General features: G+C 71.2%; 14 protein-coding genes and 2 rRNA genes. 3 read left to right on the top strand and 13 right to left on the bottom strand.

Annotated features, from left to right (window positions below; all coding sequences use genetic code 11):
- Positions 1-330 precede the first annotated feature (330 nt).
- On the top strand, positions 331-1,002 hold the full coding sequence (locus KSNIM_RS24520; RefSeq protein ID WP_263105304.1) for a phosphatase PAP2 family protein: 672 nt from the start codon (positions 331-333) through the stop codon (positions 1,000-1,002).
- 71 nt (positions 1,003-1,073) lie between these two features.
- On the opposite strand, the gene KSNIM_RS24515 is transcribed toward KSNIM_RS24520, so the two are convergent.
- Positions 1,074-1,415, bottom strand: a complete 342-nt coding sequence (locus KSNIM_RS24515; RefSeq protein WP_263105303.1) for a DUF2218 domain-containing protein — start codon at positions 1,413-1,415, stop codon at positions 1,074-1,076.
- Between the two features lie 214 nt (positions 1,416-1,629).
- Between KSNIM_RS24515 and KSNIM_RS24510 the strand changes: the two genes are divergently transcribed.
- Positions 1,630-2,127, top strand: a complete 498-nt coding sequence (locus KSNIM_RS24510; protein ID WP_263105302.1) for a MarR family winged helix-turn-helix transcriptional regulator — start codon at positions 1,630-1,632, stop codon at positions 2,125-2,127.
- On the opposite strand, the gene KSNIM_RS24505 is transcribed toward KSNIM_RS24510, so the two are convergent.
- Positions 2,030-2,959 carry an EamA family transporter gene (locus tag KSNIM_RS24505; RefSeq protein WP_263108095.1) on the bottom strand — a complete coding sequence of 310 codons (930 nt, stop codon included), beginning with the start codon at positions 2,957-2,959 and terminating at the stop codon, positions 2,030-2,032. The genes KSNIM_RS24510 and KSNIM_RS24505 overlap by 98 nt on opposite strands.
- A 217-nt stretch (positions 2,960-3,176) precedes the next feature.
- Between KSNIM_RS24505 and KSNIM_RS24500 the strand changes: the two genes are divergently transcribed.
- Positions 3,177-4,115 (top strand): LysR family transcriptional regulator, encoded by a 939-nt coding sequence (locus KSNIM_RS24500; protein WP_263105301.1) that lies wholly within the window; start codon positions 3,177-3,179, stop codon positions 4,113-4,115.
- 33 nt (positions 4,116-4,148) lie between these two features.
- Here KSNIM_RS24500 and KSNIM_RS24495 read toward each other — a convergent pair whose 3' ends face one another.
- From KSNIM_RS24495 to KSNIM_RS24445, 11 genes are all read right to left on the bottom strand, one after another.
- Positions 4,149-4,868: a ZIP family metal transporter gene (locus KSNIM_RS24495; protein WP_263108094.1), complete on the bottom strand. Its 720-nt coding sequence runs from the start codon at positions 4,866-4,868 to the stop codon at positions 4,149-4,151.
- 175 nt (positions 4,869-5,043) lie between these two features.
- Positions 5,044-5,475, bottom strand: a complete 432-nt coding sequence (locus KSNIM_RS24490; RefSeq protein ID WP_263105300.1) for a DUF6278 family protein — start codon at positions 5,473-5,475, stop codon at positions 5,044-5,046.
- Between the two features lie 67 nt (positions 5,476-5,542).
- A complete protein-coding gene (locus tag KSNIM_RS24485) occupies positions 5,543-7,183 on the bottom strand; it encodes a restriction endonuclease (RefSeq protein WP_263105299.1) in 1,641 nt (546 codons plus the stop codon).
- Between the two features lie 327 nt (positions 7,184-7,510).
- Positions 7,511-9,442, bottom strand: a complete 1,932-nt coding sequence (locus KSNIM_RS24480; RefSeq protein WP_263105298.1) for a hypothetical protein — start codon at positions 9,440-9,442, stop codon at positions 7,511-7,513.
- A gap of 162 nt (positions 9,443-9,604) precedes the next feature.
- Positions 9,605-10,255, bottom strand: a complete 651-nt coding sequence (locus tag KSNIM_RS24475) for a YigZ family protein (protein WP_263105297.1) — start codon at positions 10,253-10,255, stop codon at positions 9,605-9,607.
- 192 nt (positions 10,256-10,447) lie between these two features.
- A complete protein-coding gene (locus tag KSNIM_RS24470; RefSeq protein ID WP_263105296.1) occupies positions 10,448-11,737 on the bottom strand; it encodes a DUF6986 family protein in 1,290 nt (429 codons plus the stop codon).
- A 241-nt stretch (positions 11,738-11,978) separates the two neighbouring features.
- Positions 11,979-13,535 (bottom strand): DUF2637 domain-containing protein, encoded by a 1,557-nt coding sequence (locus KSNIM_RS24465; protein WP_263105295.1) that lies wholly within the window; start codon positions 13,533-13,535, stop codon positions 11,979-11,981.
- Positions 13,536-13,669: 134 nt separating this feature from the next.
- Positions 13,670-14,350, bottom strand: a complete 681-nt coding sequence (locus KSNIM_RS24460) for a response regulator transcription factor (RefSeq protein WP_263105294.1) — start codon at positions 14,348-14,350, stop codon at positions 13,670-13,672.
- On the bottom strand, positions 14,302-15,705 hold the full coding sequence (locus KSNIM_RS24455) for a sensor histidine kinase (RefSeq protein ID WP_263105293.1): 1,404 nt from the start codon (positions 15,703-15,705) through the stop codon (positions 14,302-14,304). Before KSNIM_RS24455 ends, KSNIM_RS24460 begins: the two co-directional genes overlap by 49 nt.
- Positions 15,706-15,897: 192 nt before the next feature.
- Positions 15,898-16,014 (bottom strand): 5S ribosomal RNA (gene rrf / locus KSNIM_RS24450).
- A gap of 73 nt (positions 16,015-16,087) precedes the next feature.
- Positions 16,088-19,193 (bottom strand): 23S ribosomal RNA (locus tag KSNIM_RS24445).
- Between the last annotated feature and the right edge of the window lie 45 nt (positions 19,194-19,238).

The raw sequence follows: 19,238 nt of genomic DNA, 5'->3' as shown, positions 1-19,238 counted from the left end.
TCCACCCGCGGACCGTCTGCGGACTGTCCGCCGCTCGGGTGCCCGTGGGACGGGTACCGCAGCGTGGAGGTTGTACTCCCGCTGGTGAAGATGCTGTGCGAAACCACTTGCGCATCTCTGCTGGGCACTGCCTTTGACGTACTGTCGTGACAGATGGACAGCGAGCCACGACCCTTAGCGACACCTCCTGCCGCCCAGGCACCGGCGGCAGAGCATCCAGACCGATCGACCGACCGCCAGGCCCACACCCCCCGGGCCGCGCGGAGCGGCGATCACCTCGGCCGCCCCGGAGCTCTCCCCCCTGCTCCGGGGCGGCTTTCGTTGCTTGTCGTGCCCACGACGCTCGCGGTGCTGCTGGTGCTGATCTCCTGGCAGGTCGCGACCGACGGGCCGCTGCTCGGACTGGACACCGGGACGCGGCACGCCGTCCACGAGCTGCGCCGCGCACTGCACAGCACGCTGGTCAACCACCTCGGCGCCGGCCTGTCCGACCTGGGTGGCGCGGTGCCGGCCGTGCCGGTCCTGCTGGGTGCCGCGGGCCTGGCGGCCGTGCGCCGTCGCGACGCGGCGCCGAGCCGCTGGTGGCTGCCGCTGCCGCTCGCCGCGGCGGCCGCGGTGCTGATCCCGCTGCTGGTGGTGCCCGCCAAGGCCTGGTTCGCCCGCCCGGGTCCGTACGGGCTCCCGCTCGCGCCCGACCAGTGGGGCTGGTACCCCTCCGGGCACACCGCGACCTCGGCGATCGCCTACGGGACGGCCGCACTGCTGCTCGGCGGGACGCTCGCGGCGGACGCCCGGCTCGTGCTGTACACCTGCACCGCCATGCTCTGCCTCGGGGTGGGGGCGGGCCTGGTGTGGAGCGACTACCACTGGCTGCTGGACGTGGTCGCCAGCTGGTGCCTGGCCGGACTGCTGCTGTGGGTGGCGGCAGCGCTGGTGCGGCGCGCACTGCCACGGGTACCGGCCGACGGGGAGCGCCCGCCGCCGCACTGGGGATCCGGCTGACCGGTCCCGCACACGGCCGGTGCGGGCGGCTGTCGACGGGCGGCTGCTGGCTAGCGGCTGCCGGCGGCGGTTCAGCCGGCGGCCGGGGGCTCCTCCTGGTTGCGGTGGACGAGGCCGGGCTCGCCGTTGTCGCGGTGCCACTCCACGACCAGTTCGTCGCGGGCACCGAACCGGACGAGGTGGCGGCCCACCACGTCCTCCAGGTCGGCGAGGCGGTCGGCCTCGCCGTCGACGACCAGCAGCAGGCCGTCGGCCTCCGCGGTGAGCGCGGCGGTGCCGTAGGAGAAGGTGACGGTGCCGCGACCGGTCTCCTCGGACCAGTCGGCGGTCACCCGGCGCCCGAGGTGGGCGGCGAGCTGCTTGCCGTAGCGGCCGGGGCGGTCGGTGGCGACACGGGCTTCGGATCGGGACACGGGATCTCCAGGGTTCCGGGACACGGGATCGAGGGGGCGCTCCGCGCACGCGGACGCCCGAGGACGCGGGCCCGCCGGGCAGGCACCGGACCGTCCACCACTACGGTAAACCGAATAGTGAGCCTTACTCAACAAGTTTTGGGGTGCGCCGCACCGATACCCTGGCCCCGCCCGCCCCGGGCCGGGCCGGGGCACTCCGAGCCGGGAGCCCGCCATGACCACGCCGCCGACCGCCGACACCGCCGCGGAGCTCGCCGACGCGCTGACCCGGGCGATGAAGCGGATCCGGCGGCAGACCATGCACCGGCTGGAGCCCTACGGCATCACCCCTGCGCAGGCCCGCGCGCTGCGCACCCTCGCCCACGCCCCCGGCTGCGGCGAGGAGGCCGGCGCCGCTCCGATGCGGCTCAGCGACCTGGCCGACCGGCTGCGGATCGCGCCGCGCTCCGCGACCACGGTGGTGGACGCCCTGGAGGACGCCGACCTGGTCTCCCGCACCCCGGACCCGGCCGACCGCCGGGCGGTCCGGGTGGTGCTGACCGATGCGGGCCGGGCCGCGCTCGACCGGATCGGACGGGTCCGCCACGAGGTCGCCCAGGAGTACTTCGAGCCGGTCAGCCGCGCGGAGCAGGAGGCTCTGCTGCGGGCGCTGCGGGCCGCCGAAGCAGCATACGAATCAGCGCCGCCGACCGGTCGGCCCGCAGGGCGGTGAGTCCGATCCCGGCGATCACCAGGACGGCAGCGGCACCGGCGAGCGCACTGAACCGCTCGCCGAGCAGCAGCCAGGACGAGGACATCCCGAACACCGGAACCAACAGCGAGTAGGGCGCCACCGCGGAGGCGTCGTACCGGCGCAGCAGGTGGCTCCAGGCGACAAAGCCGAACAGGGTGGAGACCAGACCGACGTAGGCGATGGCGCCGATGCCCGCCGCCGAGACCCCGGCGAGTGCCCTGAGGTCGGCCTCCGGCCCCTCGACCAGCAGGGACAGCGCGAGCAGCGGCAGCGGCGGCACCGCGCTGACCCAGACCATCCAGCGCAGGGCGTCCGCCGGGGCGGCTTTGCGGGTCAGCACATTGGACAGCCCCCAGAACGCGGCCGCCGCGATGACCAGCGCGAACGCGCCGACCGGGCCGCCGAGGCCGTGGTCGGCGGCGGCGAGGGCGATGCCGCCGAAGGCCACGGCGAGGCCGGCCGTCCGCTGCCCGGTGGGCCGCTCGCGCAGCAGCACGGTCGCGAACAGCGCGGTGAACACGGCCTGGCTCTGCAGTACCAGGGAGGACAGCCCGGCCGGCATCCCGGCGTGCATCCCGAGGAAGAGCAGTCCGAACTTGGCCACGCCGAGCGTGCACCCGACCGCCGCCACCCACGTCCAGGCGACCCGGGGCGGCCCGACGAAGAAGACGGCGGGCACGGCGACGACGGCGAACCGCAGCGCGCAGAAGAGCAACGGCGGAAAGGTCTCCAGGCCGATGTGGATCAGCACGAAGTTGAGGCCCCAGACGGCGGCGATCAGCACCGCAAGGCCGATGTCGCGCGGGGCCATGGCGGCACCGGCCGGCGCGGCGGCGGAAGAGCCCGCGCTGACGGAGGAGCGTGCGGTGACGGAGGAGCCTGAGGAGACGGAGGAACCTGAGGAGACGGACGGGCCGGGGACGGAAGCGGTGGTCGGTGGCATGGACCGAGCCTGGCGGGTGAGCACTGTTCAGCACCAGCGATGAATTCTGAACCGAACCGTTCAGCAACGCTTTACCATGGCCTTCATGTTGGATCTCGGCAGACTGCGGGCGCTGCACGCGGTGGCGGTGCACGGTTCGGTCGGCGGCGCGGCGGCCGCCCTCGGGTTCACGGCCTCCGCCGTCTCACAGCAGATCTCCAAGCTGGAGCGCGAGACCCGCACGGTGCTGCTGGAGCGCCAGGGCCGCGGTGTGGTGCTCACCGACGCGGCCGTGCGGCTGGCCGACACCGCCCGCCAGCTGCTCGCCCTGGTCGAGCAGGCCGAGGTGACGCTGGAGGAGCGGCGCGGGCAGGCGGTCGGCCGGCTGCTGGTCGCCTCCTTCGCGACCGGCGCCCGCGGGGTCATGCCCGGCGCCCTCGCTGACCTGCGGGAGCACTGCCCCGACCTTGACGTCCGGCTGCTGGAGACCGACCCCTACCTGGCCGTCGACCTGGTCACCCGCGGCGAGGTCGACCTCGCCCTCGTCCAGGACTGGCCGACCGTGCCGCTCCCCGTGCAGGACGGCCTCTCCCGTCTGGACCTCGGCCTGGACCCGGTGGACCTGCTGCTGCCGGCCGGGCATCCGCTGGCCGCTCTCGACACCGTCCCGGTGGAACGGCTGCTCGGGCAACGGTGGATCAGCGTGCCGCCGGGCAACATCTGCCACGACTGGCTGGTGCGCACGCTCCGCGAGGCCGGCGAGGAGCCCGACGTGCTCTACCAGGTCGGCGAGTTCGAGACCCAGATCGCCCTGATCCGGGCCGGGCTCGGGCTCGGCCTGGTGCCCCGGCTGGGCCGCGCCCCGCTGCCCGACGGGGTGGTCGCCCGCACGGTCTCCCCCGAGCCCACCCGGCGGGTGTACGCGCTGTGGCGCACCCAGGCCTCCCGTCGCCCGGCGATCACGGCGGCCCTGCGGGCGGTCCGCGAGCAGTGGACCCTCGTCGAGGCGGCCTCCGCCACGGCGGTCACGGGCGCGTCCGGATAGTCGGCCACGCCCGGCCCGTGGCCGAACCCGGGTTCAGTCGGCGAAGCCGATCACCAGCCACATGAAGCCCACGCCGAGCAGCGTGCACAGCAGCGTGGTGCGGGAGGGGTGCGGGCTGTGCGCCTCCGGCAGGATGTCCGAGGTCGCCAGGTACAGCAGGAAGCCGGCGAAGAAGCCCAGGTAGAGGCCGAGCACCTCGACCGGGATCGTGAAGAGCAGCGTGATCGCCGCACCGGTCACCGGGGCCACCGCGTCGGCCGCCAGCAGCGTGAGCGCCCGCCTGCGGTCGTTCCCGTACATCCGGGTGATCGTGTACGTGTTGAAGCCGTCCGCGAAGTCGTGCGCCACCACCGCTATCGCCACCACTGTGCCCACCGTGGTGCCCGCCTGGAACGCGGCCCCGATCGCGAACCCGTCCATCAGGCTGTGGCCGACCAGGGCTCCGGCCGCGGTCAGGCCGATGCCCTGCCGGGCGTGGTCGTGGTGTCCGTGGCCGTGCGTGTGGGCGGCGTACTCGCCCTCGTGGCTGCGGTGGATGGCCACCGCGCGCTCGATGATGTGGATGGTCAGGAAGCCCGCCGCGAACATCAGCAGCGCCTGCGGGACGCCGTGGATCTCGTCCGGCGCGGCACGGACCGCCTCCGGCAGCAGGTCGAACGCGACCACCCCGAGCATCAGCCCGGCGGCGAACCCGAGCACCAGGTGCCGGCGGTCGCCGGTCCGCTGGGCGACCCAGCCGCCGACCAGCGTCATCAGGAAGGCCGCGGCGGCGACGAGGACGGCGGTCACCGGTCGGCCCCCTGCACTCGCGGCGGCGGGAAGGGCGCGTATCGGTGCGCAGCTGCGGGCACGGGCACGGGTCTGGGCACGGGCACGGACACAGGTCTGGGCGCGGACACGGGTCTGGGCGCGGACACGGCGGGCGGACTCAGCCGTCGGTGGCGGCGAGGTAGGCCGTGGCGAGCTGGGGCGAGCCCTCGACCGCCCAGCCGTGGCCGATCGCCGTGACATCGAGCTCGCGCCCGCCGGGCAGGACCACCAGCGGACGGTCGTGTTCGTCGAGCCGCCAGACCGTGCCGGGCACGCTCCGGTGCAGCACCGTGCCGAGGTACAGGCCGGCGTCGTTGCCCAGCCACTCCGAGACCTCCGGATCGTCGCGCCAGCGGGGCAGCAGTTGGTCGAGCTGGGTCAGCGAGGTCACACCGTCGTCGAGCCGCACGCCCGAGTCGTCGGCGAGGTCGCGCAGCAGCCCGCACTCGGCGAGGAGGGCGGCCATGGTCGGCTCGTCCGGCTGCGGCGGGATGCCGCCCGGGTGGTGGGCGTGCCGGGCACGCCACCTGTCCAGGAACCCGATTCCCATCCCTCCAGACTGACAGGGCCGCGGTGTCGGTGCAGCGGGCCGGCTTCCCGCCGGGTGCCGGGGGCGCTCAGCCCGCTGCCAGGGGCAGGCCGAGATGCGTCCGGGACAGCTCCCGCACGCCCTCGCCGTCGATCAGGTGGATACGCCGGTATCCCTCCTCCGCGGCCAGGTCGAGCGCCGCCTCGCCGAACATGCCGGTGGTCAGGCGCAGCCCGCGCTCGGCCCCCTCCTCGCGGACCGCCTCGGCGAGGGTGCGCAGCTCGTCCTCGCCCACCGGGTCGGTGTTCCGGGACGCCCAGACCACCCAGCGGCCCGGCAGGGCACTGCCCCGCGTGCCCTCGGCGGTGGCGACCAGCCCGAACGGCCCACGCAGCCGCACGCTCCAGGAACCGAGCCCGCCGCGGGTGAGCAGCTCGCGCACCAGCTGGGCGAACTCGTTGGGGGACAGCTCGGCCGCGGAGGGCACCGTCGCACCGGCGGTGCCGTTCGGCACCACCGGCACCGGCCCGTACGGGTCGGGCGTGACCACGGCGGACAGCTCGCGCAGCCGCAGGAGCGCCTCGTCGTGTTCGGCGTCGGCGTACACGCCCGGGGCCGGCTCGTCCTCGTCCACCGACGTGGGCCCGGCACCCGCCGGGTCGGCCACCAGGCGGGTGCGGGCCAGCGCATCGCGGTCGGCGTCCACGCTGAGCAGGCAGAGCGGGTCGGCGCCGGGCCGGCGCAGCCAGCCGTTCAGCACCACTCCGGCGAGGATCCCGTCGGTGTCCACCGCGTCGGCGGCCTGCAGTGCGCGGAGCGCCAGGCGGGCGGTCAGGCGGAGGTAGTCGGAGGACCGCTCGGCCGGGGCCCGCGGGACGGGCTCGGGCGTGCCGTCCTCGGCGAGCCGGTAGCCGGAGAGCGAGGGCACCACGTCGAGCGGCGGCAGGTCGAGGTCGAGGACGGCCGTCCGGGTCAGCGGGCGGAACAGCGCCCGGCAGGGGGACGGGATGTCGCGGGTGGCCACCTCGGCGGCGGCGAGGGCCCGCTCCAGCAGCGACTCCACCGCGGCCGGTTCGGACAGCCGGTAGGCGCGCCGGCACTCCTCCAGGCTCTCGTTGTACTCCCGCACCGCCCGGGCCTTCGCCTGCTCGGCCTGCTCGTGGGCGGTTCGCGCGGCCTGGGCCTCGGCCGCGGCGCCCTCGGCCTGACGGGCCCGCCACTCGCGCAGGTCGCGCTGGTGGCGCAGCCGGGCCTGGGCGAGCTCGCGCTGGTAGCCGGAGTCGAGCAGTCGGCGGGAGACCGGCTCGTCGGGGTCGGCGGCGGGGGGCTGCGGCGGGGCGTAGTCGGCCCAGCGCGGCTCCGCCTCGGCCGGCGGGAGGTCTGCGTCGGCCGGGAAGGGCCGCGGTTCGTAGCTGCGCAGCTGGCTCTCGAAGTCCATCGCGGAGACCGGGAGCGCGGCACGGCGGAGCAGGTCCGCGAGGTGCTCGTGCTCGGCCTGCACGGTGAGGGTCCGATGGTGCGTCAGGGCGGCCGCGCGGGCGTGCACGGCGACGGTGTCCTCCTCCGACGGACCGTCGGGGACCTCCGCGCCGAGGTCGCGGAAGAGCGTGGTGAGGAAGCCGGCCTGCAGCGGCTCGGCCGTCTCCGGGAAGGCCTGGGTTGCGGATGCCCGGGCCGAGGTGGTGGCCGACTGGGTACCGTCCGGGCGGCTGTCGGGTGAATGCTGCATCAGCGGTCGATCCCCCACTACTACGTCACTGAGCCACTACGTCACTGATCGTCCGGCGAGATCGCAGGGCCCGGACCAGCCCGCACGCGCTCGCAGGGGCCGCTCGGCCGCGGCCCCTGCGCAGCATTCTCCACCGTTCGGATGCAATGGTCAGCCAACAGCGGGAGTTGGCCACCGCAGCACACCGACCGAGCCACCCGTGGGGGTACCTGTCGGCCACCGTGTTGCCGCTGCGGCGGAACCCGGTGGGTCGGCCGGGGTCAGGTGGGGTCGGAGTGGGTGCTGTGTCGTCTGTTCCCGGTCTTCTGGTTCCTCTCCGTCGGTGGGTCAGTTGGTGCGCGTGTTGGTGAGGTGCTGTCCGATGTAGCCGACGTAGATGCGGCCGCTGCCGGAGCAGTCGTCGAGGTAGTGCAGACGGGGGGCGGTCGATCCGCCACCGATCCGCAGGTGGGCACCCATGAAGGCGCGTCGGGAGGCGTCCACGCAGGACGGCACCGGCAGCATCCGTTCCCGCTTCCACTTGGCGTGGCTCTCGACCGTGCGGGACTCCCAGCGGACCGCCTTGCGCGGCGGGAAGTGGTGGCAGCCGGGCGGTGTGTGCTCGCACCACGCCTTGAAGTCACCGCCGGCCTCGCCACGGACGGCCGCCGCCGCGTACTCCTGAAGGGCCGTCAAGCCGTCCCAGGCGAGGCGGGCCCAGCCGGCGCCGTCGGGCTGCCCGTCCAGCGCGACGGTCTCCTTCTCGTCCCCGGTGAACTGCAGCAGCGGGAACTCCGCGAAGCGGCAGACCAGCTCCCCGAAGCTGTCGGGCACCAGCTCCTTGTCCGTCGCGACGTCCCTGGCGAGGCGGGCGAATGCTGCCTCGGCGGGAGCGCGCAGGGCGGCCGTCGACCGCGGACCCGACTCCTCCAGGGCGGCGATGAGGGGTGCCGGGACCACGCAGAGTCGGCTGCCGGACCGGACCGGGCGCTGACCGGTGCGGCGGCGCCGCTCGTCGACCCGGGGACGCGGGGCCTCGGGCGCCGTCCCGGAGCGCACGGGCTGCCGGTGCTCCGCCGGCACGACCAGCGGGGGCACGGCGGCCAGCGCCGACGGCTGCGGGATCGCGGCGGCGATCTGCCGGGGCTCGCGGGCCAGCAGGCCGGCCGCCCGGCGGGTGTCCTCCGCCATCCGGCGGGTGGCGAGCACCTGGTGCCGTCCGGCGTCCGCGCGGGACGCCGGGTCGACCTCGGGGAGGTAGGTGCGCATCGCTCCGCCGTACACCTTGTGGAACTCGAAGGCGACGTTGAACAGCGGCAGCGCGGCGTGGTCGAGGACGTGCAGCGAGGCCAGGCCCGTGAGCTGGTGCAGGACCGGCTGCACCTGCTCGGCGAGCCACTCCTCCAGCGGCGTGGACGGGGGCACGCTGACGACGACGGCGGCCAGGCGGCGCTCCGGGTCGCAGAGCTGGTCGATCAGGTCGTCGACCTCGGCAGCGGTGACGACCCGGGGCTGGACGGTCAGCGGTGCGGGACCGTCGTGGGCGTCCAGCAGGGGCAGCAGGGTCCGTGCGACCTCGGGCACCGGTACCCGGCCCGGACTGCGCACCGGCGGGCCCGAGGTGAGGTGCTCCGCCTCGAGCCGGAGCACCACGGGCTCCTGGACCTCGGAGTCGGTCTCCGCCCGTTCGCCGCCCGTCGGGGCGCCCGGGTCGGCACGGGTCGTGGTCGAGGTGGTGGCGACGGTGACGGTCAGCAGGTGGGTGCGGTGCGCACCGTCCGGAGTGCGCAGTCGGCGGCGGGCGTAGCGGCCGACGGGGCCGACCGGATGTGCGGCATCGGGACCGGGGACGGCAGGGGCAGTGCCGGCCGGGCCGGCAGCGGGATCGGGGTGGCCGGAAGGGTCGGATTGGCCGGAAGGGTCGGATTGGCAGGCAGGGCCGGATTGGCTGACGGTGGCGGAAGCAGTGGCGGGGAAGAGTGCGGCCGGTGTCCCGATGGACCCGGGCAGTGGCCCGGCGTCGCGGTCCAGGAGCACGCGCTCACCGAGTCTCAGCCGTTCCGCCCTCGGGGACCGGCCCACCGGCGGGGGCTCGTCGTGGCCCTCCTGCTTGAGCCAGGCGCCGAGCGCCTCGTCCACCAGGGAGAGGACGTCGTCGAAGGGCAGCGTCGTGGTGAGGGTCGTCCGATACGGGACGGCGCGTCCGGGCTGGTCGGCCTGCCTGGGCAGGCCCGGTGTTTCGGCTTGGCGGCCGGAGGTCGGGGCGTGGTCTGAGGTCATGCTCGGTACCTCCCGTGGTGCAGGGGTCGGGTCTGCGGTCCTCCATCGATGGGGTGGATGTCCGGCGTCGACCGGCGGGTGCCGGCGCGACGTCCTTGTGCTGGAAACGGAGACGCCCGGAGCGGAAGTTCCGGCTCCGGGCATGGTTAATTCGTTCGAGTGTCACTCGATCGGCAGTTCGCGGTAACTCCATCCGGCCGCCACCGCGCCGGAGGAACCGCCGGTGGCCTCGGCGAGCCAGGCGTGAAAGTCCGTCACCCCGGCTTCCGGCACCCCCACTTCGATCCGCACCCCGGCCGCCTCGTAGGCCAGGTCGCGCACCTCGTACCCCGCCGTGCGCAGGTCGTTCTCCAGCCGTCCGGCCTTGGTGTGGTCGGCCGACACGGTGAACAGCGCCACCGGGCGGCGTTCCAGCAGGCCGACGGCGTCCACGGCCTCGGACACCGCGCCGCCGTACGCCCGGACGAGTCCTCCCGCGCCGAGTTTGATGCCGCCGAAGTAGCGGGTCACCACCGCCACCGTGTCGGTCAGGCCGCGCCGGCGGAGCACCTCCAGCATCGGCACACCGGCCGTTCCGCTCGGCTCGCCGTCGTCGTTGGAGCGTTCGCGCCGCTGGTCGTCGCCGACCACGAAGGCGGTGCAGTTGTGCCGGGCGTCCCAGTACTGCTTGCGGACGGCGGCGATGAAGGCCTGCGCCTCGTCCTCGTCGGCGACCCGGGCGAGATGGCAGATGAAGCGGGACTTCTTGATCTCGATCTCGTGGCTGCCGGAGCCCCGGACGGTCAGGTACGGCTTCGGGCTGGGCTCCGACATGGCGGGACGGGTCTCCGGGACGGTGGGCGGCGGCGGACGGCGCGGGACCGCGGTGCCGCCGCGGCGCACCGGTCGTCCCGCACGGGGCGTGCCGCCAGCCTAACGCTCCGGGAACGGCACCCGTCCGCGCCGTTCCCGCCGCCGGCTCCGCCCCCCCCGGCGAACGGCGCCTACGGCGTCGGGCGCTGCCGGTCAGCGTCCGGCGAGGGCGTCCAGGGCGGCCCGGTCGAGGCCGGTGAGCCGGACGACCTCCGCCGGGTCGACGGCTCCGCAGTCCAGGCCACGGAGCAGGTAACCACTGAGAGCGCGGGCGGTGGCCGGCTCGTCCATCACGTCGCCGCCGGCCTTGGCGACGTAGGCGGCGAGCCGGGCCGCGGCCGCCTCCAGGCCCTCTCGGTAGAAGGCGTAGACCGCGGCGTACCGGGTCGGCAGGTGCGCCGGGTGCATGTCCCAGCCCTGGTAGTAGGCGCGGGCCAGCGAGCGGCGGACGAGGCCGTGGTGCAGCCGCCACGCGGCGTGGACCTGCTCGGTGGAACCGGTGGGGATGACGTTGGTGGAACCGTCGGACAGCCGTACGCCGGTGCCGGCCGCGGCGACCTGCATCACCGCCTTGGCGTGGTCGGCCACCGGGTGGTCCATGCTCTGGTAGGCCGCGCTGACCCCGCAGGCGGCGCTGTAGTCGAAGGTGCCGTAGTGCAGGCCGGTCGCACGGCCCTCGGCGGCGTCGATCATGCGGGCCACCGTCGCGCGGCCGTCCGGGCCGAGGATCGCCTGCGTCGTCTCGATCTGGATCTCGAACCCGATCCGGCCCGCGGGCAGGCCCGCCTGCCGCTCGAAGTCCTCCAGCAGCCGGACCAGCGCCGTGACCTGCTCGGCGTAGGTCACCTTCGGCAGGGTCAGCACCAGCCCGTCGGGCAGGCCGCCCCCGGCGAGCAGCGTGGCGAGGAACAGCTCCAGGGTGCGGATGCCGCGGTCGCGGACGGCCGCCTCCATGCACTTGATCCGGATTCCGATGTACGGCGGGGCGGTGCCCGCGGCCACTGCCTCGGAGACCAGCCGGGCGGCCCGCACCGCGGCCGCGTCCTCCTCGGCGTCCGGCCGGGGGCCGTACCCGTCCTCGAAGTCGATCCGCAGGTCCTCGATCGGCTCGCGCTCCAGCTTGGCCCGGACCCGGGCGTGCACATCGGTGAGCAGGGCGTCCGCGGGGACGCCGAGCGCCTGCGCGAGCTGCGCGGGAGTCGCGGCGTGCGCGTCGAACGCCTCCAGGGCCTGGCGGCCCCACTCGCCCACGGTGCCGGCACCGAAGGCGTCCGCCGGGACGTACACGGTGTGCACGGGCTGCCGGCTGCCGGAGTCCCCTGGATAGCGGCGGGCCAGCTCGGCGTCGACCGGGGCCAGCAGTGCGGCCACGGCTGTCCGGGCCGCGTCGGAGAACGAGGCCCCACCTGCGGGAACGGTGCCGTCCAGCTCGACCTGCGCCATCAGATCTCCTCCACGACGCACCGGCCGCACACCGCACCGGTGCTTCAACAAATTGTTGAGGCGACGGTAGTGTTCGCCGCGCCGGGGCGTCAATGGCGCACCCGCCGGTCGGAGCCGGCCGACGGGCTCTGGAGTTGTGGTGATGCACGGTTGCGCCGGTGGCCCGGAGCGTGCCCGCGGGCGGGACTGCCGGGCCGGCCGCGACCCGGCTGCGGACGGCTGCACGCAGCCGGCGGCGACCCTACTCCCGGCCGGAGCTGACGTAGCGGTTCTGCAGCTGGGCCCAGATGCGGTTGACGTCCGCCGGGTTCACCGAGCCGTCCGGGCGCGAGCCCGTGACCCCGTAGTGGGAGGTGAGGAACTCGGCGAGGCTCTGCGGGTCGGGCTGCTGCTCGAAGGTGTCGATGTACGAGATCAGCGCGTCGAAGCAGAGGTCCGGGTCGAGCGGGTCGGCCCCGGAGCGGCGGCCGCCCTGCGGGCCGGCGGGGTCGACGCCCTCGGCCTCGAAGTCCAGCTCCGCCAGCTCGGCGCGGTCCGCCTCGGCCTGGTCGAACGGCAGCGGCTCCGCCACGGCCTCCTCCCGCGGGAACCGCCGCACGTCCTGCTGGAGCTGCTCGGGCTCGGCGTGGACGGTCTGCTCCAGCCGGATCGGACGACCGAGCCGGCCAGGAGACACCTGGCCGGGAACGGGACGGGCCGCACCCTGCTGGGGCATGCCCTGAGGACGGACCGCCGCAGCGGGCACCGGACGGGCCGGGCGCTCGCCCTGGGCCGCCGGGCCGCCGAGGACCTGCGGGCCGGACGGCGGCAGGTCGCCCATCGGGCCCGCCTGGGGCCCGACCGGCCGCGGCGTGCCCACCCGCGGCGGCTTGAACCACGGGGACATCCGGGCGCCCGGCGCCTCGATGTCGTCGGAGGGCTGCGAGTAGCTGCGGACCGCGCGGGCCATCCAGACGTTGGCCTGGGCGGCCTCCGGCTCGGAGACCGGGGTGCTGTCGTGCTCCGGCTCCTGGGCGTCCCGCAGCCGGACCGCGGCCAGCTTGGCCAGGGTCGGCACCGCGACGGCGGCCGACACCGCGGCCGGGCCGGCGGCCGACACCTCGCCCTTCGTCACCTCGAGCGGACCGTCGATCCGGTCGAGGATGCCCGGGTCGAGCGGCACGCCGTACTTGGCCAGCTTCAGCGGCAGCAGGGCCTGGAAGGGGGCGGAACGGCGCCAGCCGCGGCCGTACCGGAACCTCAGCTGCGCGCGGTACACCAGCCGGTTCTGCTCCAGCCGGACCGTCTCGTCGTAGGAGCGGAGCTCCCACAGCTTCATCCGGCGCCAGAGCCGGAAGGTCGGCACCGGCGAGAGGACCCAGCGCATCAGGCGCACCGACTCCATGTGGCGGTCGGCGGTGATCGCCGCGATCCTGCCCACGGCGTGCCGGGAGGCCTCGACGACCACCACGAACAGCACCGGGATCACCGCGTGCATCGCCATGCCGAGTGCATCGCCCCAGGACGCCGCCGCGTTGAAGGCGATCGTCGCGGCGGTGAGCAGCCAGGCCGTCTGCCGCAGCAGCGGGAAGGGTATGCGCAGCCAGGTCAGCACCAGGTCCAGCGCGAGCAGGACCACGATGCCGGCGTCGACGCCGATCGGGAAGGCGTAGGAGAAGGCTCCGAACCCCTTCTCCATCGCAAGTTCGCGCACCGCGTTGTACGAGCCGGCGAAGCCGATGCCGGAAATCAGACAGGCGCCGGCGGCGACCACGCCGAGGAGGGCCCGATGAGCGCGAGTGAGGGATGGGCGTGCCATGTAGTAGATCAACCCCTGGGGACCGGCTGCTGCCGTAAGCGACCGTTACTGCCGAATCCACCCTCGGCCCGACACGGGGTCTCCGTGCTGTGGACCGTCTCGGCCCACCGGATACTACTCGTACACGCGTTTCATCACGCCTCCCACCCGGACGCCGGTGTCCGCTGTGGTGTGCCGTTGAGGTGCGCCAACACCGCCAGCACACGGCGGTTGGCGTCCTCGGCCGGTGCCAGCTCCAACTTCGTGAAGATATTGGCAATGTGTTTCGCCACCGCGCCGTCACTGACGGTGAGTCGGGCGGCGATCGCGGAGTTGGAGCAGCCCTCCGCCATCAGTTCCAGCACCTCCCGCTCCCTGGGCGACAACCGCTGGAGGGGGCCCGAACCGGCCCGGCTCTCCATCAGTTTGGCGATCACGTCCGGATCCATGGCCGTACCTCCTGCCGCCACCCGGCGGACGGCGTCGACGAACTGCTCGGCGTTGAACACCCGGTCTTTCAGCAGGTACCCGACACCGCCGGAGCCGTCGGCCAACAGCTCCCGCGCGTAGAGCTGTTGGACGTGCTGCGACAGCACGAGGACCGGAAGGCCGGGGACCTGGCGCCGGGCGGCGAGCGCCGCCTGAAGCCCCTCGTCGGTCAGTGTCGGGGGAAGCCTGACGTCCACCACGGCGACATCGGGCTTCTCGTTGAGCAGGGCCTCCAACAATTCGGGGCCGGTCTCGACCGCCGCCGCGATGGTGAAGCCGTGCACCTCCAGGAGCTTGATCAGCCCTTGTCGAAGGAGGTAGAGATCCTCTGCGAGGACAACGCGCACGGCAGCTCCATGGTGATGGTCGTCGGCCCGCCGGGCGGGCTGCTCAGCGAGAGCGTGCCATCGAAGGTACCCAACCTGCGCTCGATGCCGCGCAGCCCACTCCCCCGTCCGGGCTGGGCGCCCCCACAGCCGTCGTCGGTGACCGTCACCCGGAGCAGGCCGGCCCGGTGGAGGATGTCCACCCAGACCTGACGGGCACCCGAGTGCTTGGCGGCGTTGGCGAGCAGTTCGCTGATGCAGAAGTAGACGGCCGCCTCCACCGGAGGCTCGGGCCGCTCCGGCAGGCAGACGGTGACCTCCGTGGGCAGCGGGCTGTCCAGGGCCAGGGAGCGCACCGCATCGCCCAGCCCGCGCTCGGCGAGCACCGGCGGGTGGATGCCCCGCACCAGGTCACGCAGCTCCTGGAGCGCCTTGGCGGACGACTGCCGGGCCTCGGAGAGCAGCTCACGGGCCGCCGCCTGGTCGGTCTCCATCAGGTGCTCGATCGTGCCGAGGGTCATGCCGATCGCCACCAGCCGTGCCTGGGCCCCGTCGTGCAGGTCCCGCTCGATCCGGCGGAGCTCGGCCGCCTGACTGCCCAGCGCATCCGCGCGAGTCAGCGTCAGCTCCTCCACGCGACGCTTCAGCTGGGTGTTGCTCGCCCGCCTGCCCGGCTCCAGCACGCGCGCGGCCACGTCGAGGTGCGCCCGCAACGCGTACGGCGTGATCAGCAGGCCCACCACGGCCACCAGGACGCCGAGCAGGAGCGATATGACGGAACTCAGCGGACGGCTGCTGCCCAGGTCTCCGTCGACCACGGCGGCGAACGCGAACACCACCCCACCACCGAGCATCAGGACGGGCGGCACCAGGAAGAACGTCGCGGACCAGGGGTTGAGAAGCCACCAGATCGCGTCCCGCCGGGTCGCGGCGTCCCGCACGCTCCAGTGCACGAAGCGGGCCACCCGGGCCACGCCGTGCCGGCGGTGGTACGAGAACCCCGTCCACCAGTGGCCGCGCTCGTCCCGCTCCAGGGGCGGCATGGGCGAGTACTCCGCCCGGACCCTGATGCCGCACCAGCGCCGGATCTGCGCCCGCGTCCAGCCCGCGCTGCGACGGGAGCACCAGTACGCCGCCACCACACCGGTCACAGCCGCCGCCAGGAGCACGCCCACCGGCCCGGATGCCGGGGCGTCGAGGTACTGGTCCACCACGATGCCGGTGAAGAACACCACCAGGAACGGGACGACGACGCTGAAACCGGCACCGGCTGCGACCACCAGGGACCGGCCCACTGCCAGGACCGAGTCCCTGAGCCGCGCCGGTACGGCACGGCCGGCAGCCTTCATGTCTTCAAGGGGGGTTGTGGCTGCCACAGGGCTTGCTCCTGACATCGACGGGCTGCGGGCGATGGCATCAGTTTCATGGCTGACCCCATCGCAGCACATTGGCTGTGCCACCCGTCTTTGGGGTGGACCTAGCACCACCCTGCCCGGCCGGCCGGAACCGGGTCCGGGAATGCGAGAAGCCCCGCCCGGTGTCCCCGGGCGGGGCTTCTCTGAAGAATTGTTCGGCGGCGTCCTACTCTCCCACAGGGTCCCCCCTGCAGTACCATCGGCGCTACGAGGCTTAGCTTCCGGGTTCGGAATGTAACCGGGCGTTTCCCTCGCGCTATGACCACCGAAACACTATGAAACTCTCCGACACAGACATGGCCTGTTCGTGGTTTCAGAACCAACACAGTGGACGCGAGCAACTGAGGACAAGCCCTCGGCCTATTAGTACCGGTCAACTCCACCCATTACTGGGCTTCCATATCCGGCCTATCAACCCAGTCGTCTACTGGGAGCCTTACCCTCTCAAGGAGGTGGGAGTGCTCATCTCGAAGCAGGCTTCCCGCTTAGATGCTTTCAGCGGTTATCCCTCCCGAACGTAGCCAACCAGCCATGCCCTTGGCAGGACAACTGGCACACCAGAGGTTCGTCCGTCCCGGTCCTCTCGTACTAGGGACAGCCCTTCTCAACACTCCTACGCGCACAGCGGATAGGGACCGAACTGTCTCACGACGTTCTAAACCCAGCTCGCGTACCGCTTTAATGGGCGAACAGCCCAACCCTTGGGACCTACTCCAGCCCCAGGATGCGACGAGCCGACATCGAGGTGCCAAACCATCCCGTCGATATGGACTCTTGGGGAAGATCAGCCTGTTATCCCCGGGGTACCTTTTATCCGTTGAGCGACGGCGCTTCCACAAGCCACCGCCGGATCACTAGTCCCTACTTTCGTACCTGCTCGACCCGTCAGTCTCACAGTCAAGCTCCCTTGTGCACTTACACTCAACACCTGATTGCCAACCAGGCTGAGGGAACCTTTGGGCGCCTCCGTTACCCTTTAGGAGGCAACCGCCCCAGTTAAACTACCCACCAGACACTGTCCCTGATCCGGATCACGGACCCAGGTTAGACATCCAGCACGACCAGAGTGGTATTTCAACGGCGACTCCACAACAACTGGCGTTGCTGCTTCACAGTCTCCCACCTATCCTACACAAGCCGAACCGAACACCAATATCAAGCTATAGTAAAGGTCCCGGGGTCTTTCCGTCCTGCTGCGCGAAACGAGCATCTTTACTCGTAATGCAATTTCACCGGGCCTGTGGTTGAGACAGTCGAGAAGTCGTTACGCCATTCGTGCAGGTCGGAACTTACCCGACAAGGAATTTCGCTACCTTAGGATGGTTATAGTTACCACCGCCGTTTACTGGCGCTTAAGTTCTCAGCTTCGCCCGACCGAAATCGGACTAACCGGTCCCCTTAACGTTCCAGCACCGGGCAGGCGTCAGTCCGTATACATCGCCTTACGGCTTCGCACGGACCTGTGTTTTTAGTAAACAGTCGCTTCTCGCTGGTCTCTGCGGCCACCCCCAGCTCAGACCGTAAAGGTCATCACCAGGGCTGGCCCCCCTTCTCCCGAAGTTACGGGGGCATTTTGCCGAGTTCCTTAACCACAGTTCACCCGAACGCCTCGGTATTCTCTACCTGACCACCTGAGTCGGTTTGGGGTACGGGCCGCCATGAAACTCGCTAGAGGCTTTTCTCGACAGCATAGGATCATCCACTTCACCACAATCGGCTCGGCATCAGGTCTCAGACTACGTGCAGGGCGGATTTGCCTACCCTGCGTCCTACACCCTTACCCCGGGACAACCACCGCCCGGGCTGGACTACCTTCCTGCGTCACCCCATCGCTCACCTACTACCACCTTGGGCCACCGGCTCCACCACTCCCCTTCACCCGAAGGATCCAGGACGGCTTCACGGGCTTAGCATCAGAGGGTTCAGCGTTGGCGCTTCAAAGCGGGTACGGGAATATCAACCCGTTGTCCATCGACTACGCCTGTCGGCCTCGCCTTAGGTCCCGACTTACCCTGGGCAGATCAGCTTGACCCAGGAACCCTTGGTCAATCGGCGCAAGAGTTTCCCACTCTTGTATCGCTACTCATGCCTGCATTCTCACTCGTGAACCGTCCACGACTCGATTCCTCGGCCGCTTCACCCGGCACACGACGCTCCCCTACCCATCACAGCCTCCGTTGGGAGTATTGCTGCAATGACACGACTTCGGTGATGTGCTTGAGCCCCGCTACATTGTCGGCGCGGAATCACTTGACCAGTGAGCTATTACGCACTCTTTCAAGGGTGGCTGCTTCTAAGCCAACCTCCTGGTTGTCTCTGCGACTCCACATCCTTTCCCACTTAGCACACGCTTAGGGACCTTAGTCGGTGTTCTGGGCTGTTTCCCTCTCGACCATGGAGCTTATCCCCCACAGTCTCACTGCCGCGCTCTCACTTACCGGCATTCGGAGTTTGGCTAAGGTCAGTAACCCGGTGAGGCCCATCGCCTATCCAGTGCTCTACCTCCGGCAAGAAACACGCGACGCTGCACCTAAATGCATTTCGGGGAGAACCAGCTATCACGGAGTTTGATTGGCCTTTCACCCCTAACCACAGGTCATCCCCCAGGTTTTCAACCCTGGTGGGTTCGGTCCTCCACACGGTCTTACCCGCGCTTCAACCTGCCCATGGCTAGATCACTCCGCTTCGGGTCTTGGGCATGCAACTCAAACGCCCTATTCGGACTCGCTTTCGCTACGGCTACCCCACACGGGTTAACCTCGCTACACACCGCAAACTCGCAGGCTCATTCTTCAAAAGGCACGCAGTCACAGTCCGAAGACTGCCCCCACGGCTTGTAGGCACACGGTTTCAGGTACTATTTCACTCCGCTCCCGCGGTACTTTTCACCATTCCCTCACGGTACTATCCGCTATCGGTCACCAGGGAATATTTAGGCTTAGCGGGTGGTCCCGCCAGATTCACACGGGATTTCTCGGGCCCCGTGCTACTTGGGAGATGAGCAAGCAAGCCGCTGATGTTTCGTCTACGGGGGTCTTACCCTCTACGCCGGACCTTTCGCATGTCCTTCGACTACACCAACGGTTTCTGACTCGCCGACCGGCCGGCAGACCGATCAAGCTCATTCCCACAACCCCCCGAGCGCAACCCCTGCCGGGTCTCACACGCTCAAGGTTTAGCCTCATCCGGTTTCGCTCGCCACTACTCCCGGAATCACGGTTGTTTTCTCTTCCTGCGGGTACTGAGATGTTTCACTTCCCCGCGTTCCCTCCACTTACCCTATGTGTTCAGGTAAGGGTGACAGCCCATGACGACTGCCGGGTTTCCCCATTCGGACACCCCCGGATCAAAGCTCGGTTGACAGCTCCCCGGGGCCTATCGCGGCCTCCCACGTCCTTCATCGGTTCCTGGTGCCAAGGCATCCACCGTGCGCCCTTAAAAACTTGGCCACAGATGCTCGCGTCCACTGTGCAGTTCTCAAACAACGACCAGAC

The sequence above is a fragment of the Kitasatospora sp. DSM 101779 genome (assembly GCF_025655475.1).
In the GTDB taxonomy this organism is placed as follows: Bacteria; Actinomycetota; Actinomycetes; order Streptomycetales; family Streptomycetaceae; genus Kitasatospora.
This window is presented reverse-complemented; position numbering and strand designations above follow the sequence as displayed.